This window comes from Faecalimonas umbilicata (assembly GCF_004346095.1).
In the GTDB taxonomy this organism is placed as follows: Bacteria; Bacillota; Clostridia; order Lachnospirales; family Lachnospiraceae; genus Faecalimonas; species Faecalimonas umbilicata.
Window position 1 is genome coordinate 1 of record NZ_SLZV01000020.1, and the last position, 15,557, is coordinate 15,557.

Annotated in this window: 18 protein-coding genes; all 18 read right to left on the reverse strand. The window is 45.8% G+C overall.

Annotation, left to right across the window (positions count from 1 at the left end; genetic code table 11):
* Positions 1-76: 76 nt before the first annotated feature.
* Positions 77-283 (reverse strand): response regulator, encoded by a 207-nt coding sequence (locus EDD74_RS09775; protein ID WP_330410004.1) that lies wholly within the window; start codon positions 281-283, stop codon positions 77-79.
* Positions 284-488: 205 nt separating this feature from the next.
* Complete coding sequence (locus EDD74_RS09780) at positions 489-848, reverse strand: MmcQ/YjbR family DNA-binding protein (RefSeq protein WP_174704853.1); 360 nt, start codon at positions 846-848, stop codon at positions 489-491.
* A gap of 140 nt (positions 849-988) precedes the next feature.
* Entirely contained in the window at positions 989-2,683 is a 1,695-nt protein-coding gene (locus tag EDD74_RS09785) for a lysozyme family protein (RefSeq protein ID WP_116441953.1), read from the reverse strand.
* A 4-nt stretch (positions 2,684-2,687) separates the two neighbouring features.
* Positions 2,688-3,092: a DUF6075 family protein gene (locus EDD74_RS09790; protein ID WP_116441952.1), complete on the reverse strand. Its 405-nt coding sequence runs from the start codon at positions 3,090-3,092 to the stop codon at positions 2,688-2,690.
* 16 nt (positions 3,093-3,108) lie between these two features.
* Positions 3,109-5,451, reverse strand: a complete 2,343-nt coding sequence (locus EDD74_RS09795; RefSeq protein WP_116441951.1) for a VirB4-like conjugal transfer ATPase, CD1110 family — start codon at positions 5,449-5,451, stop codon at positions 3,109-3,111.
* Entirely contained in the window at positions 5,444-5,809 is a 366-nt protein-coding gene (locus EDD74_RS09800; RefSeq protein ID WP_116441950.1) for a PrgI family protein, read from the reverse strand. Before EDD74_RS09800 ends, EDD74_RS09795 begins: the two co-directional genes overlap by 8 nt.
* Before the next feature lie 15 nt (positions 5,810-5,824).
* Positions 5,825-6,664: a VirB6/TrbL-like conjugal transfer protein, CD1112 family gene (locus tag EDD74_RS09805; protein ID WP_116441949.1), complete on the reverse strand. Its 840-nt coding sequence runs from the start codon at positions 6,662-6,664 to the stop codon at positions 5,825-5,827.
* A gap of 74 nt (positions 6,665-6,738) precedes the next feature.
* Positions 6,739-7,086, reverse strand: coding sequence for a glutamyl-tRNA amidotransferase (locus tag EDD74_RS09810; RefSeq protein WP_116442499.1), 348 nt, complete (start codon positions 7,084-7,086; stop codon positions 6,739-6,741).
* 31 nt (positions 7,087-7,117) lie between these two features.
* On the reverse strand, positions 7,118-8,944 hold the full coding sequence (locus tag EDD74_RS09815; RefSeq protein ID WP_116441948.1) for a VirD4-like conjugal transfer protein, CD1115 family: 1,827 nt from the start codon (positions 8,942-8,944) through the stop codon (positions 7,118-7,120).
* Entirely contained in the window at positions 8,931-9,134 is a 204-nt protein-coding gene (locus EDD74_RS09820; protein WP_116441947.1) for a hypothetical protein, read from the reverse strand. The genes EDD74_RS09815 and EDD74_RS09820 overlap by 14 nt, the downstream gene beginning before the upstream one ends.
* A 67-nt stretch (positions 9,135-9,201) precedes the next feature.
* Complete coding sequence (locus EDD74_RS09825; RefSeq protein WP_242990163.1) at positions 9,202-10,131, reverse strand: hypothetical protein; 930 nt, start codon at positions 10,129-10,131, stop codon at positions 9,202-9,204.
* Between the two features lie 5 nt (positions 10,132-10,136).
* On the reverse strand, positions 10,137-11,000 hold the full coding sequence (locus EDD74_RS09830) for a PcfB family protein (protein ID WP_116441946.1): 864 nt from the start codon (positions 10,998-11,000) through the stop codon (positions 10,137-10,139).
* Complete coding sequence (locus EDD74_RS09835) at positions 10,975-12,423, reverse strand: relaxase/mobilization nuclease domain-containing protein (RefSeq protein ID WP_116441945.1); 1,449 nt, start codon at positions 12,421-12,423, stop codon at positions 10,975-10,977. Before EDD74_RS09835 ends, EDD74_RS09830 begins: the two co-directional genes overlap by 26 nt.
* Before the next feature lies 1 nt (position 12,424).
* Positions 12,425-12,790, reverse strand: a complete 366-nt coding sequence (locus tag EDD74_RS09840) for a plasmid mobilization protein (protein WP_116441944.1) — start codon at positions 12,788-12,790, stop codon at positions 12,425-12,427.
* Entirely contained in the window at positions 12,787-13,755 is a 969-nt protein-coding gene (locus EDD74_RS09845; RefSeq protein WP_116441943.1) for a DUF5688 family protein, read from the reverse strand. Before EDD74_RS09845 ends, EDD74_RS09840 begins: the two co-directional genes overlap by 4 nt.
* Complete coding sequence (locus EDD74_RS09850; protein WP_132038450.1) at positions 13,742-14,131, reverse strand: hypothetical protein; 390 nt, start codon at positions 14,129-14,131, stop codon at positions 13,742-13,744. Before EDD74_RS09850 ends, EDD74_RS09845 begins: the two co-directional genes overlap by 14 nt.
* Entirely contained in the window at positions 14,059-14,463 is a 405-nt protein-coding gene (locus tag EDD74_RS09855; RefSeq protein ID WP_116441941.1) for a hypothetical protein, read from the reverse strand. Before EDD74_RS09855 ends, EDD74_RS09850 begins: the two co-directional genes overlap by 73 nt.
* Positions 14,460-15,431, reverse strand: a complete 972-nt coding sequence (locus EDD74_RS09860; RefSeq protein WP_165851595.1) for a DUF3991 and TOPRIM domain-containing protein — start codon at positions 15,429-15,431, stop codon at positions 14,460-14,462. Before EDD74_RS09860 ends, EDD74_RS09855 begins: the two co-directional genes overlap by 4 nt.
* Positions 15,432-15,557: the final 126 nt, after the last annotated feature.

Here is a 15,557-nt window from a genome sequence, read left to right on the forward strand (position 1 = left end):
TGCAAAGTCAGTAATCTTATTCTACACTGAGGTATTTTTTTCTCAACCTTCTTTCTTGGAATTCCTTATATTTGAATTATACAGGAAGCTCCTTGCAGAAATCAAAACCATTCCCATCCGGCAGATTCACATCCAGTACGATCAACTCATACCTTTGTTTCTCAATATAATTTTCCGCCTCTTGTTTACAGAGTGCAGAGTCCACCTTGTATCCGGCGGCATTTAAGTTGTAGTATAACGTATTATTTAATAAGTGGTCATCTTCGACTACTAAAATATGCATCGTATCACATCCTTTTTCTTTTTAGAGTATCACCCAAATGTCACAGAAACCTCACGAAATACTCTTTTTTCTGTTTTATTTTACCTTGCTGTTTTTTCATTGTCCACAATCCGTTTCCCTTGATAAAGAAACCCATGATACTGTTATGAAAAGCAGCAGCATGGGTTTCTCAATATCTGTCTCTATCTTCCATTCTAAATTTTCTCTAGTTCTTTCCATCTATCAAATCATAACTCAGATCCAGAAAGTCTAAGATTTTCGCCTCACTTACGCTTCCATCCAGCAGCATCGTGATCCAATACTTCTTATTCATATGATATCCCGGAAGAAAGCCATAGGTCTGTGTCAGAAGTCCCACCATATCCGGTTCGCACTTCACATTGATCACATCTACCATGCCCTCTTCTTCTAATCCCAACTTGGATTTTTCAACTCGCAGAATAGCTGCATACCATTTTCCATTTTTATGCCGGAGGATTGCGTTCTCCGGAGAACTCTTCCAAAGATATTCTGGAATTGTTCCATATTGCTTTTTTACATATTCAAAAATCTCTTCCCGTTTCAAATATTCCACTCCCCAATGACTCTATGTTCTCAATCTGACGATTGTACGTTTCAAATTTGTAACAGGCAGGACATTTGCCCTGCCCGCTTTTCCTATTATAGCATTGTTCCTTTGCTCTTACAATTTTTCTCCTGCTTTTCTTAATATGCCGGAACACCATACCCATAGATCGATGCGCTTCCGATACTATAACTTCTCCGGTTGACTACATCACTACTGTTTCCCTCAATGGTGTGCACAACACCATCCGCCGTACTTTCCACGATTCCCACATGGTCGATGCTTCCATCATTTCCCCAGTCAAAGAAAATGAAATCTCCCGCCGCCGGGGTATAACTTCCATCCTGAAATTGTCCATTGTTTTGGAACCAGTTTACACCGACATCGCACTTGGCAAACTTTGGTATCACACCGCTTTCAATATAGCCGCATTGATCGGCACACCACGATGCAAAACAGGCACACCATTCTACCCGGCTGTCAAATCCATACCAGCTCCAGTACGTCTCTCCGCCATTTCCTTCTTGAGACAGCGCCACCTGCACGATTGCCTGACTTCCCGTTCCGGTCGGAATCCGTCCAAATGGATAATAGCGCAATACATGTGCCACATACTGCTTGTCCCCGTAACTGCTCCATCCCAGTTTTTCTGCCATTATATCGGAAAATTCAATCGCATTTGCCGGGGTGTACCCTCCATCTTTTTCTTTTGCCCACGGGATATAACCATTCCCGTAATTATAGCCCTGAAGCGCCAGCTTAATGCGTTCCATATCCACCGGAGTTTCCACTTCTGCACTGACCAGACACGCTTTGATCTCCTGAACCCCGCATTCAATGGAATACGCCGGATCAGTAATCCCATTGGGTTGTCTCGGAAACCGGGTATTAAATGCCCCTTCTGAACTTTGCATTGGATCAAGTCCTCGCCCGCCGCTTTCCTGCATCATAATCGCTTTGATCAGTTCCACATATTCTCCAATCCCATATTGTGTGGCATATTGACGGATCAACGGTTCATAGGCTTCCACTTCCGCGCTGACAGCAGAAACCGTATTAGAATTTCCTCCACCCGTCATGCAAAGGACACCTCCAAACAGAATCACAACCAACAAAATCAGTACCGCAATCCATCCCCCTGCCAAAAGTGCTGTCACAAGCGCTTTTGTTCCTGCAATGATTGCCCGGACAGCTGCCAACGTGGCTCTGGCAGTTGCCTTTGCGGTCTGGGCTGCTGTTCTTGCCGCCTGTCTGGCTGCCATCGCTGTTCTTTCTGCTGTCTTTGCTGTTGTCTGAGCCAACCGTTTTGCCTGAACTGCGGCAGTCTGACTCGTCTTCACTGTATTGTGTACTGTCTGCTTCGTACCTTTGATTGTCCGGCTGGCAGTTTTCACCGTTCCTTTTCCGGTCTGCTTCCCCTTACTCCCCACGGTTTTGATCGTTTTTTCTCCGGGCTCTATGGTTTTAATGGTGGCATTTTGAAGTTTTCCTGCGGAAACCCGTTTCTTCTTCGCCAACTCCTGCCCGGTTTTTTGTAGTTGCTCTTTCGGCTGGTTGAAGGTGTCCGCAGACACCTTCCTCTTTGCTCTTTGACGCTGCACCCTGCCGCCTTGCTTTCGTACCTGATGCACTGCCCCCAACACACTTCGTTCTGTCCCGGCTGCAATCTGATTTTCCGCATCTTCCACGGGTGTTGCCGCTGCCGGTTCTCTTGTCTCCTCTGTCTGTTCTTTCGTCCGCACATATGCCCGCTTTACATGCTCGGTTCCCATTGCCGCTTTATCTAACACCTTGATGTCTTTGCGAACCTTACGCGTCTTAATCTCCTTGCTCATACTACTACCGTTCTTCCCTATGCGGACACGCTTTACCGGATTGGAACTCCCTGCAAAATTCCGGGTACTTCAACCGGATTGCCTCAAAGAAATAAGGGGCATATCCACAATCAAAAAGTTCATACGGGGTAGACATTCTTTCCATCCCCTTCTCGCTGTATCCGTTCCATAAATTAAAAGCAAGCCGGGTAATCCGCATACTTCCGCTTGTCTGCCATCCTTCATGCAATGCCGCTGGGTTGATACAGTCTTCCCGAAATGAAAACAGACGTTTCACATTATCTCTTGTCATATCCGAAATTCCCACGCAGTAGAAAAATGCCTGATGATAACTGTCCTTTTTCTTCACTTCCTCCATCATGGCAAAGAAAAATTGTTTATGCTCTTTCGATGCAAATCGTAATTCCATTCTTCTTTTCCCCTTTCTATGGCTGACGATTCCGGTTGGCATGATCTTCGCCCGGTTTCGTTGTCATCAGTTGATAAAGCTTCGTATTTTTCGGAAACTGATTCACAAATGGCACAAGGGAACTTCCATATTTGATCAGTCCACATCCTGCATCTGCATTGGTGATATATCCCATCTGCTCATTGGAAATATTGAGTAATTGTGCCAGTTTCTCCCGATCCGGCGCCGCCTGATTTAACATCACGATATACTCGCTGTTGGACAACATGGTTCTTGCAAGAACGGAATCCAACAGATAATCTACATTCTGCGTAATGGCATTCGGATAGGCATTTCTCTTACGAAATCTGCGCCATGCAGAATTAAAGAACGCTCCGGAATATTCATTTTCAAATACTACATGGAACTCATCCAAAAAAATATGGGTACGTTTTCCCAGTTTCCAGTTCTCTGTCACACGGTTTAACATCGCATCTGTAATGACCAAAAGCCCCATCGTTTTCAACTGTTTTCCCAAGTCCAAAATATCATACACCACCATCCGGTTCTTCACATCCACATTACTTTCATGGGCAAAGGCATCCAGACTTCCGCTTGTAAACAATTCCAGTTCCAGTGCAAGATCCTGCGCTTCCCGCTCTGGCTGCTCCAGTATTTTGTCCCGGAGTACGCAAAGCGTCGGTATATTTCCGCCTCGTTGGTAATCGTCATATACAGCGGCGGTGCAACGGTCTATGATTGATTTTTCTTTGGCGCTTACCCCTTTTTTGTCTAATTGCTCAAAAAGCGATAATACAAACTCTGACTTATCAATGACTGGATTGCCACCGTCCCCATAACCATCCACCATATCCATAGCGTTGATATGGTCTTTGCTTCCCGCCGCAATCCGGATGACTTCTCCGCCCATCGCCTCAATGAGTGATGCATACTCCCGCTCCGGATCACAAATCAAAATATCGTCCCCGGTCGCAAGGGCAAGGAATACTATCAGCATTTTTGCGCTGAAGGACTTTCCACTTCCCGGAACACCAAGTAAAAAAGAATTAGGATTCAGCAGCTTCGCCTTATTACACATGATTAAATTATGGGAAATCGCATTCTCCCCGCAGTAAATGCCGCCCTCGTCCATAATCTCCTGCACCCGGAAAGGCATCAGCACCGCAAGGCTTTCCGTTGTCAGGGTGCGAACCGCATTGATTTTCCGTTGTCCGATCGGCAAAGCGGTATTCAGCCCGTCCATCTGCTGAAATTTTAAAGTAGCCATCTGACACAAATGCTGCCTTGCAATGGTCAGAAGTGTTTCCGTATCTGCATCCAGTTCTTTCTTTGTATCTGCGGTATGCACAATCGTTAAAATGCCAAACATCATCCGCTGGTCACGGGTGGTCAGATCATCCAGAAACTCCTTGCTTTCTTTTCTCTGCTGCTCCATATCATAAGGAACCACTGCGGAAAAGTTATTGTTTGCGTTCTGTCTTCTCTGCCAGTTTGTGATATTCGTCTCCACACCGAGGAGTCGGTTCTCCACTTCCCGTACTGCCTCATCCGTCGGAATCGGAATGATGTCAATACTCAGCATCAGATTCCGGTTTAATTCTGTCAGCTCCGCAATCATATCGTCTTTGATATAAGACGCATAATCCCGCAAAAACAGCACTCTTCCATAACGGTCTCCCATTTTAAAATGATCCCGTTCAAACTCAAAGCTGTCGGGACAGATAAAATCTTTAAAGCTGTGTCCTTTCTTCATCGCCTGCTGCAGATCAAAGAAAAAAGCGGTTTCCTCACCTGCCCGGTAAAAATCATGCAGTGCCCGCAGTCGTTCTGTCGCATCCAGTTCCACACATTTGGAACCCAGTCTTGCAAAATGCCCCATCAGATCTGTTCCCACTCGTGCAAAATAGCTTCTCGCCTCTTCCACCGTTTTCTTATACACCGATACCGTCACATACTTTTCCTGCACCATTCGATTGGAACCGGTTGCTTTCTCCAACAACATTTCGTTGTATTCCTCCCGGTACACATCCAGTCCGTCCTCCCGCATTGGGATCAGAATTGCTTTTTCAAAGTCCTGCCGGTTCAGTCTCCGGTTATTGATCGTGATCTTTGTGGTCGCTCCGCTGTCAAAGGAATTGAGCAGTTCGCTGTATTCCAAGAACATTGCCTCCTGATCTTCCCGGCTTGCTACCGCATAGTTGATATCCATGAATTTGTACGTCCGGGTAAACTTATTCCGCCCCACCTGAAAGACACCGTCTGCCCATACCGCCTGGATGGGAATGACCTGCTGTACACTCCTCGGTATGCAAAACTTCTCCTTATCCTGTTTAAAAATTGTCCGCAATGTCTTAATCATGTTTCTTCCATTCCTCCTTTTCCCTTGCTTCAATCTCTCCTTTTAGCAGCTCGTAATACAGATTTTCTGACCGGAACACCAGCTTTTTCGGAATGAGAAACTCGGATTTCAACCATGCCCACAAAAACTGTTCTGCGGTCATCCCGTGATATTTGAAAAATCCCAACGCTGCAAAAGGCGCTGCCCCTAAGATACACACCCAGCTTACTGTCTCTGTTCCCATGTATGGGCGAAGCAGAAAATAGAGTCCGACTGCAACCACGCAGGCGAAGACAGAAAAAATAAACTGCCGCATGGACAGTCCAAAAAACATAGATTCCGTATAGTTTCGGATTTCCCGATTGATTTTTACTTCCAACGTTTGTTCCTCCTTTTACAATCCCATCATTTCCCGTACCACCCGGTCTGCCATCTTCACTGCACCAACCAGTACCAGCATGTTAAAGATCAGTTCTCCGATATAACTCCACACCATCGTCACTGCCGCCGCATCTGCATCCACCACCGGAGGCGAAGCCGCAAAGACCGAAAAGATAATACATGCCAGCACGATAACCGCACCTTCCAGACAAACCGCCGCATACGATTTCATAAAACTTTTTCCTACATTCTGTGTCGGCTCTCCGGCAAAAGACGCAAGAGGAACCGGTGCAATGGCAGTATAAAGATACAGCCGGAAAAAACGCCCATACACACTCATAATCATAATGAAACTTAATACCGTGATAAACAGTCCACCGATCAAGGTTACCGCCCACAAGGGAATACTCTCAAAGAAACCGCAGTCTTCCACCGCTGTCACAATTTCTTCCGGCAGAACGGTCTGCTGCGGCTGTCCGAAGCCTGCCGCATTCATAATCGTACTCATTACTCCCTGTATGATTTCAAAGAGCGCCATCATCAATTCCAGTCCATAGGTAATGACGCCTTTTGCAATGGCAAAACGGATAAATAATTTCAATGCATGTTCCGGTTTCTTCACTTCCACAAAACTTCCGCATGTTTTTACCACACCGACAACAAAGAATAACACAAGCAAAGCATAGCCGATCGCCTGCAATGCTCCGTTAATACTTACAATCACATTCCAGATATCACCGCCTTTGAATGTCTCCGGAGACTGTGTGATAATCTGCCAGATTTCCGCCAGCTTACTGTTCCACGTTTCCAACGCATTGACGAGATTTTGTACTACCCAGTTGTCTGATTCCATTCACAACCCTCCTTTCCGGCAGCACATTCCCCAAGCTGCTTTTTACGCACTTGGGGAATCCTGCCTGTTTCTTTTTAACCTGCAATCAGAGTCAAAATCTCTTTGGCAAAGGTAATGACTACACCGCCTGCCAGCGTCAGAAACCCGTTCGCTCTCTGACTCGGATCATGGGACTTTAAAGACAACCCGATCTGTACAATTCCAAACCCAAGCAAAATCATACCGATGGCACGGATCAGTCCGAAAATAAAATCGGACAGGTTATTGACTACTGCAATGGGATCACCGGCTGCAAATACGGTTGTTCCTCCCATCGTCAGCATCAACACCAGCACCAAGTACAAGCCAAAGGCTTTTTTCGTCTTTGCTCCCATAGGAAGTTTTTGCATTTCTCCGGCTGCTCCTCTCTTCTTACCTCTCATTTCTGCTCCCTTCTGCTGTCTGTCTCTCTGTTTAAACATCATCTGTTTCTTCCTCCTTGTTTTGACTAAATACAGTTTCCAGTTCTTCATTCGAGAAAAGTTCCAACGCTTGCACATCCACTTCTCCCACGTCTTCTGCCTGAATTTCTCCTTCCAGACTATCCGTCAGGGAAATTCCTGCAACCGCCTTTGTCACTTCTCCGTGGCGGTACGGTTTTCCTTTTCCATCCGTTGTAAGCGCAACATTCGGATGGCTTAAAATATCAATCTTCTCATCTAAAATCGGGCGCTCCCCGCGAATAAAAAGAAGTGCATAGCGGTTATCCAGCATACGCACTTCGTCCGGCGTCATCAGTTCACGCCCTGAGATTTGATAATTGGTAGAATAATTTCCAGAATGCCCCGTTGATTTTCCATAGGTATTCAGGTCAATGGTGGCTTTTCCTAACAATTCACTCACATATTTATGGGTACTCTGCTCATTTCCTCCAAGATAAAGAAATTCATCGCAGTTCCCGATGATTGCCTCCCATTCTTTCTCAAACAATGCTTTTAATGCGGCAATATTCTGTAAGACAATCGACACGCTCACCGCCCTTGAGCGCATAACGCTGAGTATTTTAGAAAAATCATCGGGCAGCGATACGTTGCTGAACTCATCCATCAGGAAATGGACCGGAACCGGCAGACTTCCTCCATGTTTATAATCCGCCGAATAAAAAAGCTGCTGAAATAACTGAGTATATAAAATAGACACCAAAAAGTTATAACTGGTATCGTTATCCGGTATTACCGCAAACAACGCCACTTTCTTTTCTCCGAGGGAGGACAGATCCAAATCGTCTGTTGCAGTCAATGCAGACAGACTGGCAAGATTGAATTTCTCCAATCTTGCCGCCAGCGTAATCTGAATGGATTTTAAGGTTTTGGCGCTTCCTGAGTGATAGTCTTTATAATACTTTACAGCGATATGATCTGGGTTCTTCATCTCCAGCCGCTCAAACAATTCATCCAACGGTGACTGATAATCATCGTTGTCCTCCCGCACTTCCCCTGCCCGCAGCATTTCCATTACCATCGGAAAATTCTGTTCCTCTTTCGGCGCTTCGTATTTCAGATAAAAAATCAGCGCCAGCAAAAGCATGGATGCGGCAGTATCCCAAAAGGGATCGTTGCTCTGACTTCCTTTCGGTGTCGTTGCCTTAAATAAATTTGTCACCAGCCGCTGCACATCATTGTCATCCTTCAGATATACAAAGGGATTGTAACAATGACTTTTCTCCATGTTGATCAAATCCAGCACCCGGACTTCATAACCTTCCGCCTCCAAAAGATGCCCCGTATCCCGCAGATTCTCTCCTTTGGGATCGAGCACTACAAACGAAGTGTTCGCCTGCATCAGATTGGGCTTGCAAAAAAAGCGGGTTTTTCCAGAACCACTTCCTCCCACGACAATCGTTAACAGATTTCTCCGGTGCTTCCGGCTGTTATAGCTAATCCGCACATGTTTCGTCATCAACTTGTTTGCCTCAAATTTCTTGTCGCTGTATTTCTTGTTGATCTCCTGAGCGTTTCCCCACTGTGCCGAACCATGTTCTTCACCTCTTCGGTAATTTCTTCTCGTAGACAGGTAAATCCCGATTCCCATTCCATAGCAAGCAAGAAAAAGAAGGACAGTTTTCAGGCTGTCCTTACACATTTGAATCCGAAACGGGTGCTGGATTGCTTCTGGTAATTTTTCCATCACACGCAAAAGCCCATCAAAGAAAAACGGTGCAGTCAATAGCGCAAGCCATACCACCGGAACGATTCCGGAGAAAATCAGTATCCTGCTCTCTTTCCTCTCATCGCTCTTCACGGTGCCACCGCCCCTTTCGTTCTTTCTCCGGCAGTTGTTCCATCCCTTCAATGACTTTCATCAGCACATCCTCTACAAGCTCTGTATCCTGATTCGTTTCCAACAACTGATTCCGCTTATCTTTCAGGGAATGAAAAATTATGCCGCACTCATATCGGTCTAATTTCAAAGTCACTTTTTCCTCATGCAAATGTCCTCACCTCCCATACGGAACTTTCTTTTTCTCATTCGTTTTTTCGCTCCTTTCGTTCTCTGCTCTATCTCGCATCGCCTCTCTGCGGATGAGATTCCGCGCGTGGCTGCTGGCGTTCCGTCTGATTGCGTTCCTGCTGCAAAGACTTCTCCATCCGGGCATTGATGTTCTTAAAGGATTCCTGCGCTTTCGCTAATTCCGCACGGACTTCCTGCGGTTCCATGTTTTCAAAAAACTCCGGCGCATGGCTAAAATCAAAATACTGTGTGTCAATACCATACTTCTTGCAAAGCATATAAGACGCGCAGTAAGCATGAAATGCCTCTGCATCCCGGTCATATATCTTCTTTCCATCTGCGAACCCTGCAAGCGCAAGTTCCGGGGATAGGGAAAGAAAAATGGATTGTGCATCCATCCCTTTTCTTACATAGATACATCTTTCATCCGGTGCAAACAGCGCACCTTTCCCCTCCGGCATCTGATCCGGTTCTGCCGGAACAATATTCACCGGAGGATTGCTGAGCAGCGCACGGATTAACTGTTGTTCTGTGATCTGCGGTTTCTCCTGCGTATAATTGCGTAAACTGGTCTGCGATGGCTCGTACAGTTTCTTGGCATTGTAATACATTCCAATACTTCCATCTTCACGCTCATACTCTTTTCCCGGCTCTAAGATGAGTACCGGATTGTCCCGCTCCTGTCGTTTCACAAAGGTTCCCTGACTTCTCCAGTAGCTATAATCGCCTAACTTCTGCGCCTCCGGTCGCTGCGCTAAGATCAGCAGGGAATTACTCGCAGTATAGCGGTCAAAGCGGCTCTGCACATCCAGATATTTCTGAAACATCTGACTATCCGTTGCAACTGCCGCCGTAATCTGTTCTGACAATTCATAACAACGGTTCCGGTTATTCTTACTCTCCGCAATAAATGCCGCTGTGCGGTCATCCTGCGGAACTGCGGATACATTTAACATAGAATCAAAATTTGTACTCATCTCTTTTACCTCTCTTTGCTTGTTTTTTTCACTTTCCTGTTCTGTGGTTGCCGATGCTCCAGTACTCTTTCTTGCTGTCTTCTTCCCCTTTGCTGTACACGATCGGAAACTGGCTGATTTCGTTTCTTCTGGTTTCTTCCCGCCTGAATCTCCCGTAACTCCTCCCGCACCGATTTCTTCTGCGGCGCTGTCGGCATATACAAATTAGAAGTACCCTCGGCGGTTCTGCTGTGCCTCTCGGAGATAGGCTCGGACAGAAGGGATTTCTCTGTCTTTGCCAAAGAGGGGTTTCGCGGCTGTGTCTCCTCTTTCTTACTCGGCGCACCCATCAACTCCTCCATCAACTGATCCGTATCGGATTTCTCCCTTCCGGTTCGCTCCGGCACATCCTGAGACTGCCCGGATTTTTTCACTCCGGTTCTTTCTTCTCCAACGGTCTTTGCTTTCTGTTCCCGTGATTTTTCGATTTCCGTCTTAATCTGCGCCGCCTCCGTAACCGTTGCAAACTGAAAGCGCTCTACAATACGGTTGATCCGGGGCGCATCCTCTTCCTTTACCATAATGTCTACCATTCCATCGCTGCTTCCTTTTGGATTTCGCACCGCGCAGTACAAGATTCCATACCGCTTTGCCTCCTGCACAAATTTACGCAAATCACTTTCTTTCACGGAAAATACCGTCAGCGGACGTCCCGAACGCACCAGCGTTTCCAATCTCGCCCGCCCACGCGTCTTTTTCTGTTCTTTCAAAATGGCATATAAAAGCACTGCAAGCTGTTTGGCTCCTGCCCCGGAAATTTTCAATGCTGCTTCTCCCACTTCCAGCGACATCCGTACTACTTGATCAGCGGCTTCCCCTGATGTGTTCATGTCTTACCTCCTCCTTTCTCTCTGTTGTCTCCTGCCTCACAATAGATATCTTCTCTTTTAAAATTTGAGAACGTGTGGCAATTCCATCACAAAGTTTCACCTCCTCCCGCAGTTCTTTTATCTCTTCTGTCAATTTGGAAATCTCAGCTTTCAACGCTTCCTGCACATTCTCATCCTTTGCGCTTCGGAGTCGATACCTGAGATGTGTGCGCTCATCCTCCAACTGTTTTCGTCGGCTTTCACAAGTTTCTTTCCACGAAAAAAGCTGCTCTGCGGTATCAATATGACAACGACAAAGCAGCCTTGTTTCTTTTTTAATCTGATTCAATTTGTTTAAATCTTCCCTCAGCAATAAATGCAGTTCTTTTTGATTCATGGGTGATCGATTTTTCGGAAGAATTCCTAACAGATAACAATAATGCAGGTACAATCCCCGTAATCCTCCAATTTTTCGTTTCGGTTGGAATGTTCCACGCAGATAGATCTGTCTGATTCTTCTTTGCTCTTGTACCAAACGATAAGAAGTTTTCAGAAACGGACTCTTTTCTTCTGCTAAAATTCTCCTGCGGATTGCTTCGATTGTGTACGCCTCTCCAAAGTTGCGGGCAAGTTTCAATCCTCTGTCTCTTCCCAACGGTCGCAAGGTAATATCCTGTCCGAACTTGATCTCATACCCTTTCTCCCTTAGAAAATGGAAAAACTGATTTTCCGTCCTTGCCATACGGATTGCTTCATCTACATCTGCCCGTACCATTCCCCGGTAAGTCGGCTTCTGTTCCTGATTTGCCCTCCACTCCCCATAATGCTGAGACTTCCCCTCACTTGGATGTTCAATCACAGATAACGCATACTCCTTACATAATCTGTCTGATTCCCTTCGCATCCTGCGATAATCTTGTTTCGTCCGGTGATACCGTTTTCCATCCAAAAAGGAAACCGAGTTGACTACAAAATGATTATGCAAATGGTTCTCCTTATCCAAATGGGTTGCCACCAACACCTGAAACCGATCACCCCACAATGTTTCTGCCAGTTTCACACCGATCTCATGCGCCATCGCCGGCGTACATTCTCCCGGCGCAAAAGACTGATACCCATGAAATGCCATGATTCCCTCATCTTTCCCGTACCGTTTTTTGACTGCCATCATTTCTCCACGGGCAGTAGCAAGTGCACAATTCACGCCGGAAACATACTGCTGCATAACCATTACTTCCTCCGCAATTTCCTTTCCACGTTGTTTAAGTCTTGTCTTTTCTTCATTTACCGCATATGCAATGACATCGGACAGCCCTTGTGATTCTTCTTCCGTGATTTCTTTTTGCTCCACATAAACTGGATTTCTCGTCTTCTCCGGATTCTCTACATAAATCACGACCTTTCCAAGCCACCCTTTCACACTCCAAATGGATGTGGTTGCCATCTCACTGACCTCTTTTCTCACATCTGCCCGTTCTTTCCTGCGGATTTTTCTCCGGTAAAATCACAGCTTCAGTAATCTCTTTTACCGTCTGCTCAAACAACCGGACTGCTGCATCATATCTCTGAACGTCCATCACATTCAGCACATGTGCTTTCTGCGCAATCTGATTCAGGTTATTCCCGATTTTATGAAGCTCCCGCATCATGGAATAATAATCCGGCGGCGGTGCGTCTCTTGGAACAATCCCGGTAATGACTTGACGCAGATAAGCCTCCCGGTTCAAACCGCTTTTCTTCACTTTCTTATCCAACGCCTCTGCTTCTTTCCGATTCAACCGAAACATAATAGCAATATTCCGTTTCCTCATCGCGACATCTCCTTTCCCCGCTCTATGGATTCTGGAACTTCTACAATCTTCTGTGCTTCCTTATCGTAACGGTAAACCCGATCGGATAACTGTTCCATTTTCTCTACCTGACTCCGATTGACTTCCCGCACCATCGCTCCCAGTTCTTTCGGTAAAATGCCCCCACGATCGGGAAGAATTAACACTTCATGCAAAGAAGAGGGTAAAATATAAAATCCCTCCGGAAAGGACTGACTTAATTGATCCATTACCCTTGGTTCAAACATCATGGCAGCACCGAAATTTTTCTTTTCATTTGTAAGCACCAGAAGTATCGCTTCCTGATTGGAAAAATCAAATTCTTTCTTCAGTAAATTTTCCGGTGCAGCGCCTCCCATAAGAATCTGCCTTGTTACCTCCTCTAAGTTTTGTAACACCGGAGTATTGGCAGGATTTGTATTCTCTGATGCAATCTGAAACAATTCCTCCCGATCTACATTCCACTTTTGCAACATCTGTTCCGTGATCTTAAACGTTGCGTTATAACCACCCTGCTCTACCGGAAGATCCGCATAACAAAGCAGCGACAGATCTGCTACTTCTTTATGTGGAACTTGCTCTAACAGTTTCCGGTTCTCCGCCGTATTCACAACCATAACCGATAAATAATCTTTGACTGACTCAAATTCCTCAATCCGGATACTCTGATCCAATGCCGGACCATCCAGTGCATCCTGAATCACTTCTGCGATGTTCCTCATAATCTGATCCATCGGTTCTCCACTCCGCACTTCATTGTAAAACGATTCCATATAGACAATCGGAGAAGCGGCGTGTCCCGGCATATCTGCCTGAATTCCCACCTGCATCACACCATTTGTCTTATTCTGCTCTTTTACAGAACACGTTACCGATTCATATTCCGGCGGAAGATAGGCTTTGATCTGCTCTGCCACTCCTTCCGCAAACACTTTAACAGCCAGCATGTTTGTGTCCCCCTTTCTTCTTCCACTGTTCCAAATACTGCTCCATCCGTTTCCGGTCTTTCTTTTTCTCTTTGACTTCTATCTGTACCTGCATCGTTCCAACTTCCTTTCCTGCGCTCTTATTCTTCCTGCACTTTTTCACAAGGGTTTCAGGGAACTTCCCTGACAAGCTGCCGCAGGATGGCACAGACGGAAAATCCGTCTGGCTATCCAAAGGCGTTGCTTGCTGGTATTGTGTATCCCGTACCCCTTGCGTCACCGCTTCGGGCGTACCAAAATCACTTTGCCGAAAATAACAATTTCTTACGGTAACTTTTCTCCCTGTGGATGGGTACAGCTCCCACACTCCTGGCAGCGCCAATGGCAGGTTTCGCACATTTCATCTCCACATTCCCCGCACGATATCATGGTGCAACTTCCACATTTTTTACAGAAAGCTTCACATTCCTGACACCTGTTCTCCAGATCATCCATCATACAGTCTTCCTCGTTCGGACAATAATACGGACACCCATCACACGCTCCCGGACAGTCTCTTTCATCCTTTTCTTCCACCACAATTCCAAGCAATTCCTCTCCGGTCACATCCAAATCCTTCTCTGCTTGCAGCATTGTTTTGAGACTTTCTTCAATCATTTTTCGGCTGTCTGCCGCCAGTACAATCTCTTTTTTGTGGATCATTTTCAATTCATATTTGATTGCTTTCATCGTTCTCTTCCTTTCTCCTGACTCTTTTTCTCACGGATTGTCCGCTGTAATCCCAACCGGGAACACAAAAAATCATTGTAATCTTTCCCGATCAGCGGCGGTTTGTCTTTCGTCTGATACTGTTTCGGCAGCACCGTCCGAATCGCTTTTGTTGCAAGTCTTCCTGCCCGGTCGTTATCCAAGTGAAATACGATCGTCTGCACATAGGGGTATTCTTTCAGGAAACGAACCAGCGTAGAAGGTATCTTACTTTCCTCCAGTTTCTGTGCCGGTCGGTAAACCCCTGCAAGAGATAACAGATGTGTTTCTCTCCAGTTTTTCCCGTCCAGTTTCTCCATCGTGGCATACGATAACAGATCAATAGCTGATTCAAATAAGTGCACTTCACTACAACTTGCTTCTGCCGGAATGGAAAATGAATAATGTTTATCACTTCCGCTTGCTTCTCCGATAAAATCTGTTCCCACTCCCCGTAACGCTGCATACCTCGGTTGATCCTCCTGATCTCTGCCCACAAATACAGCATTATGATAGTCTGCACTCTCATACAAACGCCCCGTTTTCAGGCAAAACTCAATCAGTTCCATATCAATTCCACGGTTCTTCAAGTATGAAACCACATACTCTGCATAACGATATGACTTCGGCAATAGCAGCACTTTCTCTGTTTTCTTTTCGGCAGATACCGAAACCGGCGGCTGAATCGCCGCCTGTCCTGCAATAAGTTCTATTGCCTCCATAAAGGAATATCCTCTGACTTTGATCAGATAATCCAGCGCCGATCTACCACCGATACTCTGACTCCACCACATCCATTTCCCGTTGGAAATCTTCAGACTGTCGTGACTTTTCGTTGTGTAGGTATTCCCTGAAAAATGCACAAGCTCCTGCGGCTCATAGTTTTTCAGGTACGTCAGTAAATCCATTCTCTTTACTTCCTGCACAACTTCCGGTGCGATATAAGGCATAAGTTTCATCTCCTCTCCTGCCCATGATTTGATATTCTCAAATGAATTTTTAGAATATCAGGGCATAAAAATAGCCGGGTGATTCTCATATTGAAAACCACTCGGCTATGTAGATGATAAGGAAAT